Below are 25,012 nucleotides of genomic sequence, written 5' to 3'. Positions count from 1 at the left end.
AACTAAAGCACCTTGCCGAGAAAGGCTTTGGCGCGGGGATGTCGGGGTTGGCGGAAAATCTGTTCGGGCGGGCCCTCTTCGATCAACTCGCCGTCGCAGAGAAACACCACGTGGTCGGCCACTTCGCGGGCAAAACCGATTTCGTGGGTGACGATCACCAGGGTCACGCCCAGCTGGGTCAGGCCCTTGATCACGTCGAGTACTTCGCCCACCAGTTCCGGGTCGAGGGCCGAGGTGGGTTCATCGAACAGCAGCACCTTGGGGTCCAGCGCCAGTGCGCGGGCAATCGCCACGCGCTGTTGCTGGCCGCCGGAAAGCTGGCGTGGGTAGGCATCGACCTTGTCCGCCAGGCCAACCTTGGCCAACAGTGCGGTGGCCTTGGCCTGGGCGTCGGCCTTGCTCCAGCGCTTGTGCGCCAGCGGCGCCTCGGCGACGTTTTCCCAGGCGGTGAGGTGCGGGAACAGGTTGAAGTTCTGGAACACAAAACCGACGTCGATACGGCGCTTGAGAATCTCGCGTTCCTTGAGCTCGTAAAGCAGGTCGCCCTTGCGTCGATAGCCGACGTATTCACCGTCGATGGTGATGTGCCCGCTGTCGATCTTTTCCAGGTGGTTGATGGTGCGCAGCAAGGTGGACTTGCCCGAGCCGGACGGCCCGAGAATCACCGTGACCTTGCCCGGATCGATGGTCAGGTCGATGTCTTTCAACACCTGTTGATTGCCAAAGCGCTTGCCCACGCCCTGGATCTGGATACGGCCGGCACGGGCTTCACTCATGGGTGTTCTCCTTCAGCCAGCGGCGCACGCGTTGCAATGGAGTGGGCGGCAGCACCCTGGCCGTACCCCGGGCGAAATGACGCTCGACGTAGTACTGGGCGCTGGTGAGCACGGTGGTGATGATCAGGTACCAGACGGTGGCGACGATCAGCAGCGGGATCACCGCCTGGGTGCGGTTGTAGATGACCTGCACGGTGTAGAACAACTCCGGCAAGGCCAACACGTAGACGATGGAGGTGCCCTTGACCAGGCCAATGATTTCATTGAACCCCGACGGCAGGATCGAGCGCAGCGCCTGGGGCAGGATGATCCGGAAGATGCGCCGCGAGGCCGGCAAGCCCAGGGCTGCCGCCGCTTCATGCTGGCCGGCATCCACACCGATCAGGCCGCCGCGAATGATCTCCGCCGCGTACGCCGCCTGCATCAGGCTCAGGCCCAGTACGGCCACGGTGAATTGGCTGAGCACGTCCACCGTCGACCACTCGGCGAACACCAGGTCGGTAAACGGCACACCGAGGACAATGTGGTCGTACAGGTAGGCGAAGTTGTAGAGGATGATCAGCACCAGCAGCGCCGGCATCGAGCGGAAAAACCAGATGTAGCCCCAGGCCAGGGCCGCCAGCAGCGGCGAGCCCGACAGCCGCGCCAACGCCAGCGCAGTGCCGAGGATGGCGCTGAACACCGTGCTCAGCAGCGTCAGCAACAGGGTCTGGCCGAGGCCACGCAGCACCGACGGCGAGAAGAACCACTGGCCGAACACGCCCCACTCCCAGCGCGGGTTGGTGGCCAGGGAATGCCCGATGCCGAGCAGCACCAGCGCGGCAAAGATCGACCCGGCCCAGCGCCAGGGGTGCCGCGCGGGCACCACCTGCAGGGCTTTGATCGGTGTGGACACTCGCGCCTGGCGCAGCGCGCCGGGCGAGTCAATCAGGTCATAGGATTTGGCAACGATGGGCATGGTGTATTCCTCGGCCTAGAAGGCATAGGTCAAGCGGGTGTAGTAGTACCCGCCGGTAAAACCGTAGGGCGAATAGGTGCCGTAGCTGCTGACCATGGTGCTGCTCGGTACACCTTGTTTTTTCGGGTAGACGTCGAACAGGTTCTTGGCGCCGATGGCCACGTTGAGGTCTTTGGTGAGGGTGTAGCCAAGGTCGAGGTCGGTGATCCACTTGGCGCTGTAGACCCGGTCGAGGCTGCGGTCGGCGGAGACGTTGACCTCTTTGTAAGAGCCGTAGCGGGTCAGGGCCAGGTTGAGGTTGAAGCGCTCGATGCTCCAGTCGCCACCGAGGATCAGCTTGGTGCTGGGCTGCACGCCGGTGATCAGGTTGCGTGCCTCGCGGTCCATCAGGTCATAGGCCGTGCCCAGGATCGTGGTGGATTCCTTGTAGTTGAGGATTCTGGTCTGGTTCCAGTTGAACGCGGCGGTCCATTTCAGCGCGCCATAGGGGCCGAGGTCCTGGCTGTAGTTGCTGACCAGGTCCAGGCCTTTGGTGCGGGTGTCGGCGCCGTTGATGAAGTACTGGCCGCCGGAGGTGGAGGTGATGCCATTGCCTTGCAGCACCTGGGTGATTTCCGGGCCGAGCAAGGTGCCCGTGAGGGTGATGCGGTCGCGCAGGTTGATCACGTAGGCGTCGGCGGTGAAGCTCAGGCGATCGGTGGGGGTGAGGGTGAAACCCAGGCTGAAGTTGGTGGAACGCTCGGGTTTCAGTTCCTGCGCCCCCAGAGCCTGGGCAGCGGCTGAACCTACCGGCAGCACGCCGTAGTTGATCGACTGGTACACGCCGTCGACCACGCCATAGGTGGTGGACCGCGCACTGAACAGGCTGTTGGCCAGGGACGGCGCACGGAAGCCATTGCTCACGGTGGCGCGCACGGCGAATTGCGGGGTGAAGTCGTAGCGGGTGGTCAGCTTGCCGCTGCGGGTAGCGCCCACGCCCTGGTTGTAATGCTCGTAGCGAAACGCGGTGCCCACGTACCAGTCCGGCACCGGGTTGAAGCCCACGTCGACGTAACTGGCGAGGCTGTTGCGCGAGGCGCTGCTTTCTTCATCCGGCGAGATGCCGTTGGTGACCTGGGCCCCGGACGACGCACAGTTACCCGGTGCCACGCAGTAGCCGCCGTTGGCATAGGACTCATAGTCACCGGCCTGCACCTCGTAGGTGTCGCGGCGATGTTCGAAACCGTAGCTCAGGTCCAGCGGCTTTTGCAGGCCGATATCGAAGCCGCGCTTGAAATCGAGGTTGGTGGTCAGCTCGGTGGAAATCCAGGTGCCGGAGGTGAAGCTGTTCGGCGTGGCCTCGCCCAGGGAGGGGTTCTGGTTATGGGTGGTGCCCTGCTCCGCCGCGTTGCGTCCGTAGGTGGTGGACAGGTCCCAGTCCCACTCGCCGACGGTGCCTTTACCGCCGAATGCGGCCTGGAAGTCGTCCTCGTCGATATACCAGGTCGGCGTGTAGCCGCCGGGGTAACCGTTAGGCCCGGTGGTAATGGTGTTGGTGATGGTCGGCAGGCGGAAGTTCTGGCCCTGCTCGGCCTTGCGCCGCGAATAGGTGGTGAAGGAATACAGGCTGAAGCTGTCGTCGATCGGCAATTCGGCGTTGTAGCCCAGGGTCAGCAGGTTGGTCTTCGGTGTGCCGTAGCCGCCATAGGTGGAGCGGCCGGCCTGCTCAAAGGCCTGGGCATAGGTGTAGCCGTTGGCGCTGGCCTTGTTGTCGTCGTTCTGACTGCGCGCGTCCAGGGCCAACTGCACGATGCCGCCGTTGCCGATCTCGAAGCCCTTGTTGAGGCTTTGCTGCACGGTCTGTTTCTTGCCGTCGTAACCCTGGCCGACATTCGTCACCGACGTGCCGCTGGTGTCGGCCTTGAGGATTACGTTGATGACCCCGGCGATGGCATCGGAACCATATTGGGCAGCGGCGCCATCGCGCAGGACTTCGACGTGGTCGATGGCGCTGATGGGGATCAAATCCAGGTCTGCCGGCGCGGCGCCGGTGTTGATGCCGTTGATGTTCAGGGTGGCCGCGGTGTGGCGGCGCTTGCCATTGACCAGCACCAGCACCTCGGCGGCACTCATGCCGCGCAGGTTCGGCGCACGGGCGATGCCGCTGGCGTCCCAACCGGTTTTTTCCGGCAGGGTCAGCGACGGGATCACCGCGCTCAACGCCTCCATCAAACCGGGCTTGCCGGTGCTTTGCAGTTGCTTGGCGCTGACCACATCGATCGGCACCGGGCTGCTGGTGACCGTGCGTTGTTCGGCGCCACGGTTACCGGTGACCACCACGGTGGACAGGGTGCTGTCGTCCTGGGCCTGGGCGGTGTTGGCCAGGACTGCCAGCGCCAGGATGGCGGTCGGTTGTAAGACTTGCTTCATAGCCACTCCAGACATTCCAAATCGCGAAGTCGGGCAGTCACGCGGGCGGGCGCGGTGCTCGATTTTTTCAGGGGCGTTGCGGCGATTGGGGACTAGGTCTGGGGCAGTCGAGGGGTTTGAGTCGGCAACATACGTTGAGCTCCCTTCCAACGATTCTGCCGCGGGGCTATCACCCGGTTATGGCGCGCAGAATCTGAATCACGCTGGGTACCATCCGAGGTCAGGGGTAGGCTGTTGCGATCAAACATAACGGAATGGGTTTTGAAAATATAATGCTGTTTTGGTATAAGCTAATATTCTCTAATTTTATTATTTTTTAGTTTTTTTATTCATATAAATAATGTCTTTTTGAAGTTGGTCTTTATCTCAGGCCCAGATCTATCTGATATCGGGATATCAAACTGTGGGAGGGGGCTCGCGTACATCGCCTCCTGTAGGAGCGAGCTTGCTCGCGAAAAACGTCAACGATAACGCGTGCCTCCTGAATGAACGTGGCGCCTGTGAGTTTTTCGCGAGCAAGCTCGCTCCTACAAAAAGCCTTAACTGACTGGCATTAGGGCAAGCCCCCTCCCACATTTCAGTTAGCCGGCTTCAACAACTGCATCTGCTGGCGATAGTCATCCGTCACCTGCCGCGCCTGGCTGCTGCTGGTAATCACCCTCGGGGTAATCAGCACAATCAATTCCGTGCGGTCCTTGGACTTGCTGGTATTGCCAAACAACCAGCGCAACCCCGGAATCTTCCCAAGGTAAGGCACCGCACTGACACTCTCCGCGTTGTCCTGCTTGATCAACCCGCCCAGTAGCACTGTCTGCCCACTCTGCACCGCGACCTGGGTGGATACCGAGCGCGTGGAGATACGTGGGTTGGCCTGGGTGTCGTTGCTGGACGCCTGCGGGTCCTGGGCATCGCTGACCTGCTGCTGAATGTCCATGTACACCAAACCACCCGGATTGATGCGTGGCACGACGTCGAGGATCACCCCGGTCTGCACGTATTCAACACTGCTCAAGGTGGTGTCGGAAGTGCCGGTGTTGACCGTGGTCTGGCTGATCGGGATGTTGTCGCCCACCTGGATCTGCGCCGGTTGGTTGTTCATCACCACCAGCGACGGCGCCGACAGCACCTGGGTGCGGCCGTTGGTTTCCAGGGCGTGCAGGGCCACTTGCAGGTTGGAGCTGACGAAGGAGTAGAACAACGAATCCGTCGCGCCCAACCCCGCACCGCCGCCGCCCAAGGCACCTTGGCTGCCGGCGGTGTTACCCACGGTGGTGCTGGTGGAATTGCCCGCGAGGCGGCCGAGGTACCACTGCACGCCCAGGTCCAGTTCGCCGGTGAGCTTGACCTCGAGGATGCGCGTTTCGATCTGCACTTGCAGCGGTGGGTTGTCGAGGCGTTTGATCGCCGATTCGATCTCTTTCCACTGCACCGGGCGGGTGCGGACCAGCAGTTGGTTACTGCTTTTCTGTGCGGTGATGCGGGTGCCGGCGTCGAGGCTTTTGGCCGGGGCGTCTTCGCTCGCGCCCTGCTCGGCGGTGTCCTGCTCGGCCTCGGGCTCCTGCTCCTCATCCTCTGCGGCGGGTGGGTTGCCATTGAGGTTGTTGCTCAGGCCACCGGGCGTGCTGCCGGAGGTGCTGTTGGTGCCCGGCGAGGACAAGGTCGCGGTGCGCAAACCGGGTGCGACCTTGGCCGGGGTGTCGTCCTTGATCGCGCCCGTGCCGTAGATCTGGCGCAGGTACTTGGCGAGGTCGGTGGCCTTCATGTTGCGCACGTCGTAGACATACATCTGCGGCTCGTTGCCGCCGCCTTCGTCGATGGTGTGGATCCAGTCGCCGACTTCACTGAGGTACTGCGGCTGCGACGAGATCGCCACCACCGAGTTGGTCCGCTCGATGGGCAAGAAGCGCACCATGCCCGCCAGGGGCATGCCGCTGTCGGGGCCGAACATTTTTTGCAGTTCGGGCATCAGCTCGGCCACCGACGCCCGTTGCAGGCCGAACACGCCCACCGACATGCCCTTGAGCCAGTCCACGTCGAAGGTGTCGATGGTGTCCTGGTAATTGGCCAGTTCCTCGGGGGTACCGGCCAGGCTCAGCACATTGCGCGCCGGGTCCACCAGTAGGAACGCATTCTCGCGGGCGAACGGCTTGAGCAGTTTCTGCATCTCGGTGGCCGAGATATAACGCAACGGAAACAGGCGTGCCGACAAACCGCTGGAGGGCTGCGACACGCGCATCTCCGGCACCAGCTTGCCCGCCACCGCCTGGTTGGCCGGCAGGATCACATAGCGGTTGCCCTGTTTGATCATGGCGTTGTCGGTCCACGACAACAGGGTCTCCAGAATCGACAAGGCCTGCTGTTTGTTCACCGGCTTGGACGTGGAAAAGCTGACATTGCCCTTCACGCCCTGGGCGATGCTGTAGTTCTCGTGCAGCAGGTCGCCCATCACGCTGTTGATCACCGCTTCGATCGGCTGGTCGGCGAAGTTGAACACGATGTCGCCGCTGCCCTCCTCCTTGGCGGCCGAGACCGCTGCCGGTTGGCGCACGAACTGCTGGTTGCCGCGTATCAACTGGCGCTGGGGCGGTGTCTTCGCCTGGGGTTGGCCGCTGTCGACCGGCGCCTGTTCGCTGGCCGGGTCCACGGGTGGGCGTTGCGAACCGGAGCCCTGCATCGCCTCATGCAGCAGGGCCTCGTCCGGGTCGAGATGCTCGGGGAAGGTGCCGCAGCCACCGAGGGAAACGGCGGTGGCCAGGCACAACACGGTGGTGCGCAAGGCGCCAGGGAAGGTATCGATCAAGGGGTGGACTCGTGAGGAAGGGTAATCGGGGGTGTGGTGGACGGCGGCGGCAAACGCAGGGCCCGCAGGCTCAGGGTTTGCGTGCGGCCGTCGAGTACAAAGCGGGCATCGCGGGGCGTCAGCTGTTCCAGGCGCCAGCCATTGGGCAGGGTCTGGCCCTGCTGGACTTTGAGCGGCGGGCCATCGGCACGCTTGAGCAGCGCCACGCGCAGGTCGCCGTCGAGGACGATACCGGTCAGTACCAGGCTCGACAGGCTGGAAACGGCAGCCTGGCCCACCGCACGGTCGGGGCTGCGGTCGGGGCTGAACAGCGGCGCTTGCCAGGTGCCGGCCAGGCTTTCGAGGGTCGCGCTCGGCGCCACCAGCACCTTGGCGGCGGTAGTGGCGCGCGCATCGGGGTCCGGTGCCGGCAGCCACTGCGGCGCATCGCCGATGCTGCTGAGGATGCCGACCATCAGCAGGCCCAACAGCCCGGCCACGCCGAGCAACAGCCATTCCAGGGGACGCAATGCATGGATCATCGTTGCACCTGCCGGGCGGCGGCCGGTTGCAGGTAACCGCGCACCAACAGGTGCACCACCAGTTGCCCGGCGCCGCCACTGGCCGGTGCGTTCGGTGGGCGGCGAATGCTCATCTCATCGACAAACAGAAACGGCCGCTGGTACTCCAGCTCATGCAGGATCGCGGTCAAGGGTTCGATGGCGCAGTTGAGGGTCAGGCTGACCTTGACCTGGCGATAGGGCTCGGCGTCGTCCTGCTCCGGGGTGATGGGCATGCGCTGGGTCAGGCTGCAACCGCCACCAAGGCCGGCGCGGCTGTTGATCAGGTCGGCGATGCGTTGCATCAGGTCCGCCGCCACCGCACTCGGGTCGTCGCCGGGCAACAGGCTGGTGCTGCTGGCCGGGTCCTGCCGCGCCTGTTCCAACTGTTGGCGCAGGCTGTCGCCCTGGCGCAACACGCCGGCGTAGCGTTGCTGCTGTTCACGCAGTTGCTCGGCCTGCTCGCCCATGCTGCGCAAGGGGCCGGCGAACCAGCTGTCGATCAACAGCCAGTAACCGGCGCCGAGCACCAGGGCCAGGGCGATCAGGGCCGCGCCACGGCGTTCACGGGGTGTCAGTGGTCGGCGCATCAGCGGCCTCCTGGTGCAGGTGGGCGCGCAAGGAAAATTGATCCTTGCCGGTTTGCGCATCGGGTTGGATCACCCCTTCGAACTGGGCGTTTTCCAGGCTGTGGCAGCCCTTGATCCGGGTGATCAGGGCACTGGCCTTGGCGCTCTGCCCGGAGAAGGACACGTCGGCGCCGTCGTTGACTTCCAACTGGTCGAGCCAGGTGTCCGAGGGCAGGCACGCGGTCAGCTCGTTGAGCAGCGCCGCCAACGGCGGTTGGGCGGCCTTGCGGCGAATCAGGTACTGGGCGGCGCCACGGGTATTGAGCAATTGCTGGCGCAGGGCCTGGATCTCGGCGACCTGGGCTTTCTGCTCGCGCACGCTGTGTTGCATGGCATCGAGCACGCGCTGGCGGTCGTTGAGCCACAGCAGCATCGCCGCAATCAGCAAGGCCCCGCACAACCACGGCAGGCTGCGTTGCAGGCCCTTGCCCTGGGGGCGCTGACGGGGACGCAACGGCGCCGGCAGCAAGTCGATGCCCATGGGTTTGCCTGCGCTCTCGGCGACATCCACGGCATGGGGCTGCAAGCCGAGGGCCGCGCAGTCATTGAGGATCTGGTCGAGGCGCTCACGCAGGATCGCCACCAGCGTGACGTGCAGGTGCGTGGGGGTGCGGCGCTCCTGGCGCGCGACAAAGTACAACTGGGCGGCGTCGAACGGCGTGAAGCGGTCCAGTTCATAGCCGACCACCGTCGTCAGGTTACGCGCCGCCGCCGGGGGCAATTGCAGGGTTTGCACCAACACCGTTTCAGGCGGCAGCAGCAGCACCTGACGCGCTTCGCCAGGCAGCTTTTCGACCGGCGCGGTCAGCGGCCAGGCGTAGACATGCTCGGGGATCTCGGCAAACGACAACCATGCCGGCAGGCAGCCACGCAGCTCCTTGAGCCACAGGCGCCAGCCCAGTTGCAGCAGGCTGCCGCGCCAGCGCTGGGTGATGGGCTGCGCCAGCGCCTGAAGCCGTGCGGGTAACTGTTCGTTCATTCTTGCCAACGTAAGACTCGATAAGGTTGTGCGCTGCCTTGCGCGGGGCTCAATAACACGGTGGCCTGCACCTGGGCGTGGTAACCGCCGGGGCGTTGGGCGCGGCTGCTGACCACCAGCACGTCGCCGGGATCGGCACCCACCGCATTCTGATGCGGCAGGTTCAGTGCGCGGCGCATCAAGGCACTGGCGAATGCCGGATCGGGCCGGTCCAGGCCGCTCCACAGGCTGATCTCGGGCACCAGTTCGCTGTACAACGCCTGAGTCATGCCCGGCAGTTGGCGCACCTCTTCCACCACCCGAAACGGCGCCAGGCCCTGGTTGCGCCGCACTTCCAGGGCCCTGGCGAGTTGGTTGGCCTGGGCCTGGGTCGCACCGCAGGCCAGGGCCAGGCGGGCAAAATCACCCACCTCGGCGCTGTTCAAATACAACTTGCCGCGCTCGCTGTGCAGGCTGACGCGCAGCTGCGCATCGTCGAACACCAGCGGGATTTCACGCCCGTCGGCAATCCACTGCTTGCGCTGCAACGGGTCCGCCACGGCCTGCATCGCCAGCGCCACCCCGGCCTCGGCCGCCAGCACCGCCTGGGTATGCTGGCGGTGCCAGGCGGCCTGGCGTGTTTCCAGTTGCACCCAGCCGGCCAAACCGCCGAGCAACAGGCTCAGCAAGGCCAGCACCCACAGCACCAGCAGCAGGGCCACACCGCGTTGATGCCGGATCATTCGGGCGCCCCGCCGGACAGGTTCAGGCGCAAGGCAACCACCTGGGTCACCCAAGGCACCGGCCCGTTCACCCGTGCGTCAATCCGTACTGCATAAGGCAGGCGTTTGGTCCACGGCCACTCACTGATCCAGCCAGTGGCCTGGCCCTTGGGCGACACGCCGCGATAGCTGAATTGCAGGTCCTCGATACCCTTCAACAACACCTGCGGCTCACTGCGCGCCGCCGGAACACTCACCTGTGCCTCAGACTCAAACCGCGCGAACGCCACCTGCAAGTCGCGCTGCGATTCAGGGCCCACCAACTGCAAGGTGAAGCGCTGGATACCGCCGCCGAGCACACCCGGCAAGGTCGCGACAAACTGCATACGCTGGGGCCCACCGGCGAAAAAGCCATCGGTCTGGCTGTCGTCCTCGGTCACATCCAGCGGCAACGCCTCGCTGATGGCGGTGCGCAAAAACTGCTGCGCGGCACGCATTTCATCCAGGCTGACCGTGTAGCGCTGGGCCTTGAGCACGGCACGATTGGCGCCCAGCAATGCACCGCCGACCAGGGTCAGCAACACCCCAAGCAGGCTCAGTACGATCATGATCTCAAGCAAGGTAAAGCCCTGCTGACGCGCCGTCACAAGCCGGCCCCGACGCCGGCAGCACGCAGTTTCAAGGTGCTGAAACTGGCCTGGCGCGGGCCTTCGCTGACGGTGAGGTCCAGGCGAAACAGATGGGCCTGGCCGACGCGGCTGGGTTGCTGGGCGATGCGCAGTTGCCAGGCGATGCCGTCCAACTCGCCCTGGCGTGTGCCGCTGGCCAACGGCCCGGTGCCTTCCTGATCCATCACGCTCATGGCGGCATGGGTCAAGCGGTCGCTGTGGGCCACCTGCAACAACGAGCGCGCGCTCTGGCCGAAGGCAACCAGCAGCACCGTGCTACAGATCGCCATCAGCGTCAGCGCGGCGAGCATTTCCAGCAGGGTGAAACCCGCCTGGCGCTTCATGGCAGGGCCTTGGATTCGACGCTGCCGGTCAGCCAGCCGATGTCGATGCGCCAACGCCGACTGCCGTTGGCCAGCAACACGTGGCCGCCGGTGGAGCTGCCATCGGGGTAGAAATCCACCGCCGCGCCGGCTTGCTCGGCAGTGTGCAGGGTCACTTGCAGCCCGGCCGGCCAATACTTTTTCGGACGGCCCGGCGCCTGCACGCTGAGGTTGCGCAAATCGAACACGGTGCTTTCGGTGGTGCCACTGACAATCGCCCGCGCCCGCGTGCTGCGCAACGCCTCGACCACCTGCCCGACGGCCTGGCGCTCTTTGGCGGCGCGCAGGCCTTGTTGCAGGCCAAACCCTACCAACCCGGCCGCGATGCTGATCAAGACGATCACCACCAGCATCTCCAGCAGGGTAAAGCCGCGTTGGGCGTTGGCCATGGTCGTGGGTTATTCCCAGTTGCCCAGGTCGGCGCTGTAGCCTTCGCCGCCGGGCTGGCCGTCCTGACCGTAGAAAATCAGGTCGAACGCACCGTGCTCACCGGGGAAGCGATAGCCGAAGGCATGGCCGAACGGGTCCTTGAGGTCCGACGGCTTGGCATACGGGCCGGCCCAACCGGCGCTGTTGCCCGGCTTGTCGACCAGTTGCTGCAGGCTCTTGGGCGGCGAGCCGACGTCCAGGCCGTAGCTTTCGATCTTCATGCTCAGGCTGGCCAACTGGGCCTTGCCCGCGCCGTATTTGCCCTTGTCCACATTGCCGCCGACCTGGCGTACCACGATGGTCGCGACAATGCCCAGCAGCACGATCACGGCGAGCATTTCCAGCAAGGTAAAACCGCCCTGGCGGCGGGCGGGCTTGAATCGGGTATGGCGCATCAGCGTGTTTCCTTAAGGGTTCATATATTGCTGGTCAGGCTCATCAGCGGCAGCATGATCGCCAGCATGATCACCGCCACCAGCACCGCCATGACCACGGTCAGGGACGGCACCAGCGCGGCGAGCAGGCGGTCGATGCCGCGTTTGGCCTCGACGTCGAACACCTCGGCGACTTTGAGCAGCATGCTGTCGAGTTCGCCGGCCTGTTCGCCGACTTCAATCATTTGCAACGCCAGGTCGGGCAGCAGCGGCTCGCTGCCGAAGGCGCTGGCCAGGGTGCCACCGCCCTTGACCGACTCGGCGGCCTGGGCGACCTGGGCTTGCAGGGCGCGGTTGGTGCAGACCTGGCGGGCAATCACCAGCGCTTGCAGCAGCGCCACACCGTTGCTCAGCAGGGTGCCGAGGGTGCGGGCCAAACGGGCGGCTTCGACCCGTTGCAGCAACGGGCCGATGATGCGGATGCCCAGCACGCGGCGGTCATAGCGTTCGCGGCGCTGGGGATCGCGCAGGCGCGCAGCCAGAGCCCATGCGCCGACAATCAACCCGGCCAGCACCGCCAGGCCGTAGGCCCCGAGGAATTGGCCGAGGCCCAGGATCACCTCGGTGATCAGCGGAATCGGCACGCCCAGGTCCTTGAAGATCGGCACGAACTGCGGCACCACATAGGCCAGCAGCAACGCCAGCGAACCGAGCACGCCGACCACCAGAAACGCCGGGTAGATCAGCGCGTTGATCACTTCGCCCCGGAGTAACTGGCTGCGCTCCAGGTAATCGCTGAGCTGGCGCAGGGTGTCTTCGAGGGCGCCGCCCGCCTCGCCGGCGCGGACCATGCTCAGGTACAGCGGCGAAAACTGGCTGCCCTCCGCCTCCAGCGCCTTGGATAACGGCTGGCCGGCCTTGACCTGTTCGCGGATGCGCTCGATCAGCGCGCGGGTCTGGGGCTGGCCGGGCTGCTTGAGCAGGATGCCCAAGGAGCGTTCCAGCGGCTGGCCGGCGCCCAATAGCGTGGCCAATTGTTGAGTGAAACTGACCAGCGCCGCGCCGTTCAACTGGCCCCGGCCAAAGGCCTTGCGCAGGCCCTGGGCGCCCGCCACCTCGATCTGCAACAGCAGCAAACCGCGCTTGTGCAGCGCGGCGACGGCGGCATCCTGGTCCTTGGCTTCGAGGGTGCCGTTTTGCGCCTGGCCCTGGCTGTCGAGGGCGCGGTATTTGAACAGGCTCATGCGCCCTCTCCCCGGGTGACGCGCAGCACTTCTTCAAGTGAGGTGACACCGGCCACGGCCTGGCGCAGGCCTTCTTCATGCAAGGTGCGCAGGCCGCCACGGCGGGCGGCCTGTTCGAGGGTGGCGGCGTCGGCCTGGCGCATCAACAGGCTGCGCAGTTCGTCGTTCATCACCAGCAGTTCGGTGATCGCACTGCGGCCGTGGTAGCCACCGCCCGGCGCATCGGCGTGGGGGCGATAAAGCATGATCGGGCGCTGCTCGGTAAACCGGTCGAGGCCGTGTTCGGCGATCAATTCCGCCGGTGCTTCGAAGGCTTCGCGGGTGGCCGGGTCCAGGCGCCGCACCAGGCGCTGGGCAAGGATGCCGTTGACGGTCGAGGCAATCAGGTAGCTTTCGACACCCATGTCCAGCAAGCGCGTGATACTCGCCGCCGCGCTGTTGGTGTGCAGGGTCGAGAGCACCAGGTGGCCGGTGAGGGACGACTGGATGGCGATACGGCAGGTTTCCAGGTCGCGGATTTCACCGATCATGATCACGTCCGGATCCTGGCGCACGATGGAGCGCAGCGCACCGGCGAAGTCCAGGCCGATAGCCGGTTTCACCTGGATCTGGTTGATGCCCTCAAGCTGGTATTCCACCGGGTCTTCGACGGTGATGATCTTGCGCTCGGCGGTATTGAGCCGCGACAGCGCGGTGTACAGCGTGGTGGTCTTGCCCGAGCCGGTGGGCCCGGTGACGAGCAGGATGCCGTGGGGCCGCTCGAGCACTTCGAGGAAGGTTTCCAGGCGCTGGCCATCAAAGCCCAGGCTCTGGAAATCGAACTGCACGGTCTGGCGGTCGAGCAACCGCATGACCACCGACTCGCCAAAACTGGTGGGCACCGTGGACACCCGCAAGTCCAGCTCCTTGCCCTGGATGCGCAGCATGATGCGCCCGTCCTGGGGCAGGCGCCGCTCGGCAATGTCCAGGCGCGCCATGATCTTCACCCGCGAAATGACCGCTGCCGAAGAGCTGGACGGCGGCGCCTCGGCGTCGTGCAGCACGCCGTCGATGCGGTAGCGCACCTTGAGCTGGTTTTCGAAGGGTTCGATATGAATGTCCGAGGCGCGATGTTCCACCGCGCGCTGCAGGATCAGATTGACCAGGCGAATCACCGGCGCTTCGGAGGCCATGTCCTTGAGGTGCTCGATGTCTTCGAGGGCACCGCCCTGCTCGTCGAGGTTTTCGATCAGGGTGCCCATCGCCGAACGACCCTGGCCGTAGTAGCGCTCGATCAGGGTTTCGACTTCGTTGCGCGGCCCCACGGCCAGCCACACCGGCACGCCACAGGCATAGGCCATGGCCTGGAACGGGTAGACCAGCGACGGGTTGGCCGCCAGCACCCGCAGGCCGCCCTGGCTCCAGCCCACGGGCACCACCTGGTAGTGGCGCATGAAACGCTCGGTCAATACCGGCAATGGGTCCAACAGCGGCGGCGCAGCATCGGCCAGCAGCAGCGGTGCGCCGAGCAGGTCGGCCCAGGCACGGGCCAGCTCCACTTCCGAGACCAGCCCCAAGCGCGTGAGCAGGCCGAGCAACTCGGTGTCGCCGCCCTCCTGAGAGAGGCGCCGGGCACGCTCCAGGTCAACGGTTTTCAAGCCGGCATGTTGCATCAGCCACGCGCAGACCTGTTCGGTGTGCGGGATGTGCAGTTGGCAGGCATCGATGGGCGTTGAAGGGCTGGGCATGGGTAAAAATCTGAGGGGCTATATGAGCCCCCTGTAGGAGCGAGCTTGCTCGCGAAAAAGGTACATCCGACGCCGCGATGCGCTTGGAATACTTTCGCGAGCTAGCTCGCTCCTACAGGGGGTCAGGCTTACTTGGTTGGCGCTGTTTTAGAGGTAGCAGATTGGCTCAGCGGCCGCCCACCCTTGGTGGTTTCAGCCTTCTGTTTTTTGACGGCCTTGGCATCGTGGGCCTGGGTCAACACCGTGGAATCGGCGGCGCCGGATTTCGCATCGGCGTCCGTGGACTCCGCCGCCATCGCCGCGCCACTTAGCGCAACGCCCAATACAACACCGGCACCCAACAGGGAAATCTTCATCAACTTTCTCCAGATCAAAAACAGCAGATAGCCCAAGTGGCGCCTTGAACTCGATCAAGACCCTACACCAAAGCGTTGTGTATGACAGCTTGTGTAAACATGGCACTTTGAAACTACCGAGCTATGCCACTAGTTAGCCACGACTCGATAAATTTTCTTAAACCAATCGACTGGTAGGTTTAGCCTTAGTTCCGAAAGGTAAGAAAATATTTCTTATTTCACGCAAAAATTAGCTTTCGTTTGACTTATAACCGCAAGAATTGCCTTAATTATGCGGTTTTTGCGGTTCAAAATGCCATCTCGTGATATCGCTTAGACACTATCCACAACAATAACTAATACAATTATTACATTTATAAAACTGCGAAATTCGCCAAATAGTTGCAATTAGCCATCGGTTAAAAATTGCGATCACGGGCAACTATTGCCCAGAAAAAAGTGACGAGGTGCAGTGCAACACGCACTTCTCGGCGCGCCCTGTTTACTGAACTGTTGTCGGAGAGACCCATGAATAAACGCAAAATGATCGGTGCACAGTCGGCTTTCGCCCTGCTGGCACTGGCCGTGTCCCAGGTGCATGCGGCCACCAGTCCTGCCCTGGATGAAGGTCGGGTAAGCCGCGCGGAAAAAGCCGCGGATAAGACCCTGGCAAAGATGACCCTGGAAGAAAAACTCGCCTACATCGGCGGCACCGGCGGCTGGGACGTCAAGCCACTGACCCAGTACGGTATCCCGCAGATCCACGGCGCCGATGGCGGTGTGGGCGTGCGCTACACCAGCGAAGGCAACGCCCAGGGCGTGGTCTACCCGTCGGGGCCGAACCTGGCCGCCAGCTGGAACCCACGGCGCGCCATCGACCTGGGCCGTGCCCTGGGCTATGACACCGCCAGCGGTGGTTATCAGTTCGTCACCGGGCCTGGTGTGAACCTGTACCGCATGCCGTACAGCGGCCGGGCGTTCGAGTACCTGTCCGGTGAAGACCCGTTCCTCGGCGCCAGCCTGGCGCCGGCCGTGATCAACGGCATTCAGTCCCGTGGCGTGTGGGCCAATGCCAAGCATTTCGCCGCCAACGACCAGGAAAGCAACCGCTTCCACCTCAATGAAATCATCAGCGAACGCGTGCTGCGCGAGATGACCCTGCCGCCGTTCGAGTCCGCCTCGAAGAACAGCAAGGTCGCGATGATGATGTGTGCGTTCCAGAAGGTGAACGGCGAGTTCGCGTGCCAGAACAAGCACCTGATGCGTGACATCCTCAAGACCGAATGGGGCTACCCGGGCTTCGTGCAGAGCGACTACAACGCGGTGGTCGACGGTTTGCCGGCGGCCCAGGCGGGTACCGACCTGGACATGATGGGCTACCAGATGAACAGCACCATCCTCAAGCCGTACCTGGACAGCGGCGAGCTGAGCAGCGCGACCATCGATGACAAGGTGCGCCGCATCCTCAAGCAGATCTACCTGTACAAGTTCGACAGCAAGGCGCCGCTGACCAGCCACAACATGAACAGCGCCACCAGCAACCGCGTGGCCCTGAACGCCGCCCGCGAAGGCATCGTGCTGCTGAAAAACCAGAACAGCCTGCTGCCGCTGGACGCCAGGAAGGTCAAGCGCATCGCCGTGGTCGGCACCCTGGCCAAGTACGCGCCGCCTACCGGTTTCGGCAGCGCCAACGTCATGGCCGCCAACTACATCAGTGAGCTGAGCGGCTTGCAGCAACTGGCGCCAGGCGCCAAGGTCGAGTTTATCGACGGGCTGTCCCTGGACCCGGCCACCTCGACCTGGACCCATGCCGACGGCAATGGCAACAGTGTCAAAGGCTTGAAGACCGAGTTCTTCAGCAACACCAACTGGTCCGGTGACCCGGCCGCCAGCCGCACCGACACCCATGTCGACCTGGACTGGTCCACCGACAGCCTGCCGGTGAACGGCGATACCGCCGCCACCTCGATTCGCTACAGCGGCCAGATCACCCCGACGGTCAGCGGCGAGCAGGTGTTCAAGGTGCGTGCCGACGGCGCCGTGCGCCTCTACGTCAACGGCAAGAAAGTCCTCGACAACGGCGACGGCAAGCCGCTGCCGAACAACAGCATTCCGCCGACCATCCCGGTGTTTGCCAAGGTCAACCTGGAAGCTGGCAAACCGGTCGACATCAAGCTGGAATATTCACGCCGCAACGGCTACCTGTCGACCATGGGCGGCCTCGTCGGTGTGCAGATGAGCTGGGCGTCGCTTGTGGCACCGCAGGACCTGGCCAAGTACGACGCGGTACTGGTCGCGGCCGGTAACAGCAATGAGTACGAAGGCGAAGGCTTCGACCACAGCTTCGACCTGCCCGAATACCAGAACCTGCTGATCCAGAGCATCGCCAAGGTCAACCCGAATACCGTGGTCACCCTGCACGGCGGTACCGGCCTGAAGATGAGCGACTGGATCGACCAGGTACCGGCCGCGCTGCATGCGTTCTACCCTGGACAGAACGGCGGCCAGGCCTTGGCGGAGATCCTGCTGGGCAAGGTCAACCCGTCGGCCAAGCTGCCGATCAGCATCGAGCGCAACATCGAAGACAACCCGATCTACGCGACCTTCCCCACGTTCGACAACCAGGAAACCCTGGCCGAGATGAGCTACAAGGACGACCTGTTCCTGGGCTATCGCGGCTACGAGAAAAAGGGCATCAAGCCGCTCTACCCGTTCGGCTATGGCTTGTCGTACACCACCTTCGGCTACAGCAACATCAGCGTGACCCCTGGGGTGGCGGTGGCCGGTGCGCCGATCAAGGTGTCGTTCGACCTGGCCAACACCGGCAAGGTCGCGGGCGCCGAAGTGGCCGAGTTGTACGTGGGCCAGAACAACCCGAAAGTCGAACGCGCGATCAAGGAACTCAAGGGCTACAAGAAGGTGTTCCTCAAGCCGGGCGAGAGCAAGCGCGTGACCATCGAGCTCAACGATCGCTCGCTGGCCTACTACGACGTAGCGAGCAAGCAATGGGTGGTGGATGCCGACAGCTTCAACCTGTCGGTGGGCGCGTCGTCCCAGGATATTCGCCTGAACGCCAAGCTGGTCAACCCGTTCCGCCAGGAACTGTCGACCACCACCAGCAACCCGCTGCCACGCTCGGCGCTCAACTCGACGCTGCGTGAATCGACGGTGAAGACCGGCGGTGTGCTGCATCAAAACGAAGGCGACAGCGGCACCAGCGACGGTGATGGCTATGACATGAGCGATGACAGCAGCCAGGGCAGTGCTACCGGCAACTGATCCCTGTGGGAGGGGGCTTGCCCCCGATGAGCATGGGTATCTACACAACTGTGTAGCAGCCAACGCTAACCACGATGCGAAGCGAGCCGCCCTTGATCTTGATCTTGATCTCAGGCGCCCCGTTAACCACGCTGGCCGGAATTCGATAGTGATTTGGGGGGTAAACCGGCAGGGATGCCGGTTTAGCCGCCCCGCGCCATGGATGGCGCGTGGCGGCGGCCCCCCACATCACTGTCGGATTACGGGCACACCGAGCCTGGGCGAGGTGCCGAGTGGTGGGGCGAAGCGTTTTTGGTTACTTTTGGCGCTCTTCCAAAAGTGACCCGCTGTAAGAGCGGAACCCTAAGTAGCCGTTACCGCAGCAACGGATATGTACTCATTCCAACCCCAGCACATGGCCGGCCCAGAGACCGCCATCGGGGGCAAGCCCCCTCCCACATGTTGACTGTGTTCAACTCAGGTTCTGATGGCTGCCTCGACCCGCGCGATGTAGCTGTCAAACCGCGCCACCAGGTCCACCTGCTCGGGAAAGCGCAGCCACTGGATCTGCAGGCCATCCATCATGGCCAGGATTTCTTCCACCAGCCCGTCGATGTCCACATCGCTGCGCACCTCCCCCGCCGCGACCAGGTCGGCAAACTGCCCCTGCATGCGCTGGTGAATCGCCGCATAGCGCGCCTGGAACCAGGCCCAGGCCGGATGGGTGTCCAGCAGGCTTTCGGCATTCAAGATGGTAAACGCGCGCACCACGCCCGGTGCCGTGGCATTCGAACGATTGATCGCACGCAGGCTGCCGAGTAAGCCATTGAGGGTTTTCTCCGCACGAACCTCATCGGCAATCCGTTGATTGACCTCATCGCGACGCTGCAACACCCCCATCAACAGCGAGATCTTGCTGGGAAAATGATGCAGCAGCCCGGCCACCGAAATACCCACGATCGCCGCCACCTGGGCCATCGAGGCGCCGCTGTAGCCTTCCAGGGAGAACACCTGCAGGGCCGCGTCCAGCAGCTCTTCGCGGCGTTTTTCACCTTTGGGGGCGCGGCGGGTCTTGGGGGCGGGTTCGGTCATGGGCAGGTCCTAGTGGGCGGTAAAAAAGCTCAGGCGCTTTCCCGTTCGATCAAGCGGCAATCCAACAGGTTCAAACGCTGTACGGCATCCGGCAACACGCCGAGGCTTTCCAGCACGCGGGTTGCCGCCAGTACGCCGATCTCCAAGGCCGGCGGTTTGATCGTACTCAGGCTGGGCAACAACATTTCGGCAAACGGGTAGTCACCGAATCCAAGCACCGCGCACTTTAACCCGGAACGCTGCCCCGCCAGCAAACCACCGGCGGCGAGGTTGTCATTGGCGAAGAAGATCGCGTCAGGTGGGGTGGCGTGGTTCATCAGGGCTTGCATCGCCTGCTTGCCGGCTTCGAAGGGCGCGCTGTCGGCGTCCGGGACGAAGACCCGGGGCTGTACACCCAGTTCGATCAGGGTTGCGGCAAACCCATCACCCCGTTCCAGCGCGCTGAAGTCGCCCGTGGCGCTGTTCTGCACGAAGGCGATTCGCCGATAGCCCTTGCCATACAGGTAGCGCGCGGCCGTGACGCCGACTGCGTAGTGGGAAAAACCGATCTGCACCGGCGCGCGTTCGGGCACGTAGTCCCAGGTTTCCACCACCGGGATATCGGTGTCGGCGATCATCTTTTCGGTGCCTGCACTGTGGAAGCGACTGGTCAGCACCAGCGCTGCCGGCGACCAGCCGAGGAACGCGCGCACCGCGCTTTCTTCCTGCTCGGCGCTGAAGTAACTGGACGCCAGCAACAGCTGATACCCATGGCGACTGAGGGTGTCGCTGAAGCCCTGGATCGTGTTGGCAAAGATCGGCCCCGAGATGTTCGGGATCACCATCGCCACGATCCGCCCCCGCGCCGACGCCAGCCCGCCGGCCACCAGGTTGGGCACATAACCCAGCTCGGCCACCACCTCGGCAATGCGCTCGCGACGCTCGGGCGAGACCTGCTCCGGCTGGTTGAAATAGCGCGACACGGTGATCGCCGACACCCCGGCCTGCCGGGCCACGGTGTTCAAGGTGACGCGCCCGGCGCCACGGCGCTTGCGCGGTTTGTCTTCGCTCACGGGATCATCCTGCTAACAACCAAAAAGAATATAGGGATAATTTTTAAGTCTTTGACGCTCTAAACCCGAGCTACCAATAATGCCGATGTTAGCGCTAACAAAGCGCGCTGTCTGCTACTCGCTCAAGCGAATGCCCAAGGCAGTTTCCACAGGCGCTGACGGTCGTAAGAACCGCAGCGGTTCAGGGCATTTTTTCGAGCGAACACACCATGCACAGGCACACGCACTTATTCCTTCTCGCCGGTCTGACCGCCCTCCCCGTGCCCGGCGCCTTTGCTGCCGACGAGCAGGAACCCACGCTCAAAGCGGTGACGGTCACCGCCACCCGGCGTGAAGAATCCCTGCAAAAAGTCCCGGTGGCGGTCTCGGTGCTGGACGGCGAACAACTGGAGCGCGACAACCGCAACGGCGTGGCCAGCATCGCCCAGCAAGTGCCGTCGCTGAACTTCCGCACCGGCGCCTCGAACAAGGACACCTCGCTGTTCGTGCGCGGCGTGGGCACTATTTCCACCTCTCCTGGCGTGGAGCCGACGGTGGCCACGGTGATCGACGGCGTGGTCTACGCGCGCCCCGGCCAGGCCACCCTCGACCTGCTGGACCTGGAGCGCATCGAAGTGCTGCGCGGCCCGCAAGGCACCTTGTTCGGCAAGAACGCCTCGGCCGGCGTGCTCAACATCACCAGCAAGCCGCCCAGCGCCGAGACCCATGGCTATATCGACCAGGCGTACTACAGCGGCAACGAAAGCCGCACCCGTTTCGGCATCGGCGGCAGCCTGGTGCCGGATGTGCTCAAAGGCTCGATCAGCACGCTGTTCGGCAGCTACGACGGTAACGTCGATAACCAGCACAACGGCCAGGAGGTCAACGGCTACAACCACAAGGGCATCCGCGGCAAGCTGGAATTCACCCCCAACGATGACGTGAAACTGACCCTGATCGCCGACTACATGCAGTCCCACGACGACGCGCCGAATGGCGTGGTCAGCAAGTCCCTGAGCCCGGCCTTCAGCAATGCCTTGAGCCCGGTGCGCGCCTCCAGCGACAACCGCGACATCAACACCGATACGCGCAGCCATGTCGAAGACACCAACAAAGGCTTGTCCGCTCAGTTGGACTGGAACCTCGGCGACTACACCCTGACCTCGATCACCGCCTGGCGCGGCTGGGACAACACCCAGTACCAGGACGGCGACCGCCTCGGCACGGTGACCGCCGCCTTCCCCGGCACCGCCGACAAGGGCGAGCTGGCCTTCGACCAATACTCCCAGGAACTGCGCCTGGCCTCGCCCAAGGGTGAGTTCCTGGAATACGTCGGCGGCCTGTTCTACATGCACGGCAAGGACGAGGAAACCTATCAGCGCACGCTCACGACCACCACGCGCACCGACCGTGGCATCGCCGACTACAGCACCACCAGCGACAGCTACGCGGTGTTCGGCGAGACCACGCTGAACTTCACCTCACGCTTTCGTGGCATCGCCGGCCTGCGCTACACCCACGATGAGCTGAAATACGATCACCGCCGCGTCTCTACCTCGGCCACCACGGTCAGCGGGATTCAACCGGTCACCTCCAGCTCCGGCTCGGTGGACGAAGACGGCTGGTCCGGTCGCCTCGGGGTGCAGTACGACCTCAGCGACAGCGTCACCAGCTACCTGACCTACTCGCGCGGCTACAAGGGCCCGGCCTACAACGTGTTCTTCAATATGCAACCGCGCGACACCGATGCGCTCAAGCCGGAAACCTCCAACACCTGGGAAGCCGGGATCAAGGCCACCGCTTGGAACAACCGCCTGACCACCAACCTGGCGGTATTCCACAGCGACTACGACAACTACCAGGCGAACTTTTTCGACACCGTCGCCGGCCAGGTCGTGACCCGCCTGATCAACGCCGGCAGCGTCAGCACCGAAGGCGTCGAGCTGGATTACGCCCTGCAGGCCACCCAGCAACTCAAGCTCTCCGGCGCCCTGGCCTACACCCGTGCGCGCATTGATGAGTTCGCCTGCCCGGCCGGTGCAGCGGCGACGTGCAACGTGAATGGCAAGCCACTGCCCTTCAGCCCGGACTGGAAAAGCTACGTGCGCGCCGACTACACGATCCCGCTGGATAACGGCCTGGACATCGAACTGGGCACCGACTACAGCTGGCAGAGCGAAGTACAGTACGACATCAGTCAGAACGTCGACACCAAGCAAGGCGCCTATGGCATCTGGAACGCCAGCGTGGCCCTGGCCGACTACACCAACGGTTGGCGCGTGGCGTTGCTGGCCAAGAACCTCGCCGACAAGTCCTACTCACCGCTGCTGGCCAGTGGCGGCAACTACATCTACCGCGCCGTACCCCGTGACGATGAGCGTTACTTCGGCGTGCAACTGCGCAAGGATTTCTAGCATGAGCCGTCAACTGAAACTCGGCGCCTTTCTCATGGCCAACGGGCACCATGTCGCCGCCTGGCGCCACCCGGACGTGCCGGCGGATGCCGGGCTGGATTTCGCCCAATACAAACACCTGGCACGGGTGGCCGAAGCGGCGAAGTTCGATGCGCTGTTCGTGGCCGACAGCATCGCCGCTGCCACTGGTGAGATCGCCAGCCATATGGCGCGCTCGGATCATTTCGAGCCGCTCACCCTGCTCTCGGCACTGAGTGCGGTGACCGATAACATCGGCCTGATCGCCACGGCGACCACCAGCTACAACGAGCCCTACCATGTGGCGCGCAAGTTCGCTTCGCTGGATCACCTGTCCGGCGGGCGTGCGGGCTGGAACCTGGTGACCTCGGACAACGCCGCCGAAGCGCAGAATTTTGGCCGCGACGAACACCTTGGCCATGGCGAACGCTATAGCCGCGCCAAGGAGTTTCATCAGGTGGTGACCGGGCTGTGGGACAGCTGGGAAGACGATGCCTTTGTGCGCGACAAGGCCAGCGGCAACTATTACGACCCGGCGAAGCTGCATGTGCTGGACCATGTGGGCGAACACTTCCGAGTCAAGGGTCCGCTGAATGTGGCGCGCTCGCCCCAGGGCCAGCCGGTGATCGTGCAGGCCGGCTCGTCCGAAGCCGGCCGTGAGCTGGCCGCGCAGACCGCCGAGGTGGTGTTTACCGCACAGACCTCGCTGGCCAATGCCCAGGCGTTTTATGCCGACCTCAAGGGCCGCTTGAGCCGGTACGGGCGCGGGCCGGACTCGCTGAAAATCATGCCCGGTGTGTTTGTGGTGGTCGGGGCGACCGAGGCCGAGGCCCAGGCCAAATTCGAGGCATTCCAGGATCTCGTCGAACCTGAGGTGGGCGTCGCGTTGCTGGGGCGCATGCTGGGCAATTTCGACCTGTCCGGCTACCCGCTGGACGGGCCGTTGCCGGCGCTGCCGTTGACCGACAGCGGACAACGCAGTCGTCAGCAACTGCTGAGCGACTTGGCCAACCGTGAGCAACTGACCCTCGCGCAATTGGGTCGGCGAATTGCCGGTGGCCGCGGGCATTACAGCCTGATCGGCACGCCTGCGCAGATTGCCGATGAGCTGCAGAACTGGTTCGAAAACGGCGCGGCCGATGGCTTCAATATCCTGGTGCCGCACTTGCCGGGTGGGTTGGAAGACGTCGCGCAATGGGTGGTGCCCGAGCTGCAGCGGCGCGGCCTGTTTCGCACTGAATACAGCGGTTCCACCTTGCGCGAAAACCTCGGCCTGGCGCGCCCGGCCCATCGATTTACAGAGGGTAAAGCATGAAGTTTCCAGCACTGCTCCTGGCCTTGCTGGCGGTGACGCAAACCGCCCTGGCCGCCGACCCCGCCACCTTGCGTATCGGCTACCAAAAAGGCTCCATCGCGCTGGTCCTCGCCAAGCAACATGACCTGCTGGAAAAGCGTTTCCCGAAGACGGAGGTGAAGTGGATCGAGTTCCCCGCCGGCCCGCAGATGCTTGAAGCGCTGAACGTGGGGGCACTGGATGTGGGTTCCACCGGCGACATCCCGCCGCTGTTCGCCCAAGCCGCCGGGGCCGACCTGGTCTACATCGGCGCCGAACCGCCCAAGCCGAGCGCCGAGACGATCCTGGTGCGCAACGATAGCCCGCTGCATTCGGTGGCGGACCTCAAGGGCAAGAAAGTGGCGTTCCAGAAGGGTTCCAGCTCCCACAACCTGATCCTGCGCGCGCTGAACAACGCCGGCCTGAGCTACAAGGACATCCAACCGGTGTACCTCCCGCCGGCCGATGCGCGAGCGGCGTTCGAACAAGGCAGCGTCGATGCCTGGGCGATCTGGGAACCCTACTCGTCACTCGCCTTGAGCCAGAGCCCCAGCCATGTGCTGGCCAATGGCGAAGGCTTGGGCCTGTCTGGACCGGTGTACAGCGCGCGGCGCGAGTATGCGCGGGACAATGGGGCCTTTATCCATGACCTGCTCGACGAGCTCACCGCCGCCGAAGCCCTTACCCGCAGCCAGCGCGAAGACAGTTTGAAAGTACTGACCGAGTTCATGGGCCTGCCCGCCGACGTGGTTGCACGCTACATGGACAACCGCCCGCCTTCGCCGATTTTGCCGATTGATGAAGGGATCATTCAGGCGCAGCAGGCGACGGCGGATCTGTTTTTCCAGAATCGGTTGTTGCCCAAGGCCATCGAAGTGAAGAAGGCCGTGTGGAATTCCAAAGCCGACTGAGATC

21 protein-coding genes are annotated in these 25,012 nt (G+C 63.8%); 4 read left to right on the top strand and 17 right to left on the bottom strand.

The features are described from left to right. Positions 1-2: 2 nt before the first annotated feature. From Q8X51_RS21295 to Q8X51_RS21225, 15 genes are all read right to left on the bottom strand, one after another. The gene (locus tag Q8X51_RS21295; RefSeq protein ID WP_090406292.1) at positions 3-776 is read right to left on the bottom strand and encodes an amino acid ABC transporter ATP-binding protein; all 774 of its coding nucleotides are present in this window, start codon (positions 774-776) and stop codon (positions 3-5) included. Continuing rightward, positions 769-1,734, bottom strand: coding sequence for an amino acid ABC transporter permease (locus Q8X51_RS21290; protein WP_065927297.1), 966 nt, complete (start codon positions 1,732-1,734; stop codon positions 769-771). The genes Q8X51_RS21295 and Q8X51_RS21290 overlap by 8 nt, the downstream gene beginning before the upstream one ends. 15 nt (positions 1,735-1,749) lie before the next feature. Continuing rightward, positions 1,750-4,143: a TonB-dependent receptor plug domain-containing protein gene (locus Q8X51_RS21285; RefSeq protein ID WP_407694378.1), complete on the bottom strand. Its 2,394-nt coding sequence runs from the start codon at positions 4,141-4,143 to the stop codon at positions 1,750-1,752. Positions 4,144-4,720: 577 nt separating this feature from the next. Further along, positions 4,721-6,943 (bottom strand): type II secretion system secretin GspD, encoded by a 2,223-nt coding sequence (gspD, locus tag Q8X51_RS21280; RefSeq protein WP_407694379.1) that lies wholly within the window; start codon positions 6,941-6,943, stop codon positions 4,721-4,723. Further along, on the bottom strand, positions 6,940-7,464 hold the full coding sequence (locus Q8X51_RS21275; RefSeq protein WP_065927294.1) for a DNA utilization family protein: 525 nt from the start codon (positions 7,462-7,464) through the stop codon (positions 6,940-6,942). Before Q8X51_RS21275 ends, gspD begins: the two co-directional genes overlap by 4 nt. Then, entirely contained in the window at positions 7,461-8,072 is a 612-nt protein-coding gene (gene gspM, locus Q8X51_RS21270; protein ID WP_024076406.1) for a type II secretion system protein GspM, read from the bottom strand. Before gspM ends, Q8X51_RS21275 begins: the two co-directional genes overlap by 4 nt. Beyond that, positions 8,047-9,090, bottom strand: a complete 1,044-nt coding sequence (locus tag Q8X51_RS21265; protein WP_065948036.1) for a type II secretion system protein GspL — start codon at positions 9,088-9,090, stop codon at positions 8,047-8,049. The genes gspM and Q8X51_RS21265 overlap by 26 nt, the downstream gene beginning before the upstream one ends. Beyond that, on the bottom strand, positions 9,087-9,812 hold the full coding sequence (locus Q8X51_RS21260) for a general secretion pathway protein GspK (protein ID WP_065927292.1): 726 nt from the start codon (positions 9,810-9,812) through the stop codon (positions 9,087-9,089). Before Q8X51_RS21260 ends, Q8X51_RS21265 begins: the two co-directional genes overlap by 4 nt. Then, positions 9,809-10,438 carry a prepilin-type N-terminal cleavage/methylation domain-containing protein gene (locus tag Q8X51_RS21255; protein WP_407694380.1) on the bottom strand — a complete coding sequence of 210 codons (630 nt, stop codon included), beginning with the start codon at positions 10,436-10,438 and terminating at the stop codon, positions 9,809-9,811. Before Q8X51_RS21255 ends, Q8X51_RS21260 begins: the two co-directional genes overlap by 4 nt. Beyond that, complete coding sequence (locus Q8X51_RS21250) at positions 10,435-10,803, bottom strand: type II secretion system protein (protein WP_074847292.1); 369 nt, start codon at positions 10,801-10,803, stop codon at positions 10,435-10,437. The genes Q8X51_RS21255 and Q8X51_RS21250 overlap by 4 nt, the downstream gene beginning before the upstream one ends. Then, positions 10,800-11,231 carry a type II secretion system protein gene (locus Q8X51_RS21245; protein ID WP_027607416.1) on the bottom strand — a complete coding sequence of 144 codons (432 nt, stop codon included), beginning with the start codon at positions 11,229-11,231 and terminating at the stop codon, positions 10,800-10,802. Before Q8X51_RS21245 ends, Q8X51_RS21250 begins: the two co-directional genes overlap by 4 nt. 9 nt (positions 11,232-11,240) lie before the next feature. Beyond that, entirely contained in the window at positions 11,241-11,666 is a 426-nt protein-coding gene (gene gspG, locus Q8X51_RS21240; protein WP_027607415.1) for a type II secretion system major pseudopilin GspG, read from the bottom strand. Positions 11,667-11,686: 20 nt separating this feature from the next. Then, entirely contained in the window at positions 11,687-12,889 is a 1,203-nt protein-coding gene (gspF, locus tag Q8X51_RS21235) for a type II secretion system inner membrane protein GspF (RefSeq protein WP_027607414.1), read from the bottom strand. Further along, positions 12,886-14,616, bottom strand: a complete 1,731-nt coding sequence (gspE, locus tag Q8X51_RS21230; protein WP_065927289.1) for a type II secretion system ATPase GspE — start codon at positions 14,614-14,616, stop codon at positions 12,886-12,888. Before gspE ends, gspF begins: the two co-directional genes overlap by 4 nt. Before the next feature lie 128 nt (positions 14,617-14,744). Continuing rightward, a complete protein-coding gene (locus Q8X51_RS21225) occupies positions 14,745-14,972 on the bottom strand; it encodes a hypothetical protein (RefSeq protein ID WP_065927288.1) in 228 nt (75 codons plus the stop codon). 507 nt (positions 14,973-15,479) lie between these two features. Here Q8X51_RS21225 and Q8X51_RS21220 point away from each other — a divergent pair. Continuing rightward, complete coding sequence (locus Q8X51_RS21220) at positions 15,480-18,230, top strand: beta-glucosidase (RefSeq protein WP_065948033.1); 2,751 nt, start codon at positions 15,480-15,482, stop codon at positions 18,228-18,230. A 456-nt stretch (positions 18,231-18,686) separates the two neighbouring features. Here Q8X51_RS21220 and Q8X51_RS21215 read toward each other — a convergent pair whose 3' ends face one another. Further along, complete coding sequence (locus Q8X51_RS21215) at positions 18,687-19,301, bottom strand: TetR/AcrR family transcriptional regulator (protein ID WP_407694381.1); 615 nt, start codon at positions 19,299-19,301, stop codon at positions 18,687-18,689. 29 nt (positions 19,302-19,330) lie between these two features. Beyond that, entirely contained in the window at positions 19,331-20,353 is a 1,023-nt protein-coding gene (locus Q8X51_RS21210; RefSeq protein ID WP_407694382.1) for a LacI family DNA-binding transcriptional regulator, read from the bottom strand. A gap of 209 nt (positions 20,354-20,562) precedes the next feature. Between Q8X51_RS21210 and Q8X51_RS21205 the strand changes: the two genes are divergently transcribed. Genes Q8X51_RS21205 through Q8X51_RS21195 form a run of 3 tightly spaced genes read left to right on the top strand, consistent with a single transcriptional unit; the run spans position 20,563 to position 25,008 of the window. Next, positions 20,563-22,746: a TonB-dependent receptor gene (locus tag Q8X51_RS21205; RefSeq protein WP_407694383.1), complete on the top strand. Its 2,184-nt coding sequence runs from the start codon at positions 20,563-20,565 to the stop codon at positions 22,744-22,746. Then, positions 22,739-24,079 (top strand): LLM class flavin-dependent oxidoreductase, encoded by a 1,341-nt coding sequence (locus Q8X51_RS21200; RefSeq protein WP_407694402.1) that lies wholly within the window; start codon positions 22,739-22,741, stop codon positions 24,077-24,079. The genes Q8X51_RS21205 and Q8X51_RS21200 overlap by 8 nt, the downstream gene beginning before the upstream one ends. Continuing rightward, complete coding sequence (locus Q8X51_RS21195) at positions 24,076-25,008, top strand: sulfonate ABC transporter substrate-binding protein (RefSeq protein ID WP_407694384.1); 933 nt, start codon at positions 24,076-24,078, stop codon at positions 25,006-25,008. The genes Q8X51_RS21200 and Q8X51_RS21195 overlap by 4 nt, the downstream gene beginning before the upstream one ends. The last annotated feature ends 4 nt before the right edge of the window (positions 25,009-25,012 follow it).

Origin of the sequence: Pseudomonas sp. Yb2C2, assembly GCF_052112325.1 — a bacterium.
GTDB lineage: Bacteria > Pseudomonadota > Gammaproteobacteria > Pseudomonadales > Pseudomonadaceae > Aquipseudomonas > Aquipseudomonas marginalis.
Note: the sequence above shows the minus strand (reverse complement) of the source record. Positions and strands in the feature narration are given on the sequence as shown.

Bases quoted from the DNA above. Each gene is read 5' to 3' on its own strand.
- Q8X51_RS21245 (WP_027607416.1), bottom strand. From the start codon at position 11,231: ATGGCCAACGCCCAACGCGGCTTTACCCTGCTGGAGATGCTGGTGGTG.
- Q8X51_RS21205 (WP_407694383.1), top strand. From the start codon at position 20,563: ATGCACAGGCACACGCACTTATTCCTTCTCGCCGGTCTGACCGCCCTC.
- Q8X51_RS21285 (WP_407694378.1), bottom strand. From the start codon at position 4,143: ATGAAGCAAGTCTTACAACCGACCGCCATCCTGGCGCTGGCAGTCCTG.
- gspM (WP_024076406.1), bottom strand. From the start codon at position 8,072: ATGCGCCGACCACTGACACCCCGTGAACGCCGTGGCGCGGCCCTGATC.
- Q8X51_RS21275 (WP_065927294.1), bottom strand. From the start codon at position 7,464: ATGATCCATGCATTGCGTCCCCTGGAATGGCTGTTGCTCGGCGTGGCC.
- gspE (WP_065927289.1), bottom strand. From the start codon at position 14,616: ATGCCCAGCCCTTCAACGCCCATCGATGCCTGCCAACTGCACATCCCG.
- Q8X51_RS21265 (WP_065948036.1), bottom strand. From the start codon at position 9,090: ATGAACGAACAGTTACCCGCACGGCTTCAGGCGCTGGCGCAGCCCATC.
- Q8X51_RS21290 (WP_065927297.1), bottom strand. From the start codon at position 1,734: ATGCCCATCGTTGCCAAATCCTATGACCTGATTGACTCGCCCGGCGCG.
- gspG (WP_027607415.1), bottom strand. From the start codon at position 11,666: ATGCGCCATACCCGATTCAAGCCCGCCCGCCGCCAGGGCGGTTTTACC.
- Q8X51_RS21295 (WP_090406292.1), bottom strand. From the start codon at position 776: ATGAGTGAAGCCCGTGCCGGCCGTATCCAGATCCAGGGCGTGGGCAAG.
- Q8X51_RS21215 (WP_407694381.1), bottom strand. From the start codon at position 19,301: ATGACCGAACCCGCCCCCAAGACCCGCCGCGCCCCCAAAGGTGAAAAA.
- Q8X51_RS21195 (WP_407694384.1), top strand. From the start codon at position 24,076: ATGAAGTTTCCAGCACTGCTCCTGGCCTTGCTGGCGGTGACGCAAACC.
- Q8X51_RS21220 (WP_065948033.1), top strand. From the start codon at position 15,480: ATGAATAAACGCAAAATGATCGGTGCACAGTCGGCTTTCGCCCTGCTG.
- Q8X51_RS21225 (WP_065927288.1), bottom strand. From the start codon at position 14,972: ATGAAGATTTCCCTGTTGGGTGCCGGTGTTGTATTGGGCGTTGCGCTA.
- gspF (WP_027607414.1), bottom strand. From the start codon at position 12,889: ATGAGCCTGTTCAAATACCGCGCCCTCGACAGCCAGGGCCAGGCGCAA.
- Q8X51_RS21250 (WP_074847292.1), bottom strand. From the start codon at position 10,803: ATGAAGCGCCAGGCGGGTTTCACCCTGCTGGAAATGCTCGCCGCGCTG.
- Q8X51_RS21260 (WP_065927292.1), bottom strand. From the start codon at position 9,812: ATGATCCGGCATCAACGCGGTGTGGCCCTGCTGCTGGTGCTGTGGGTG.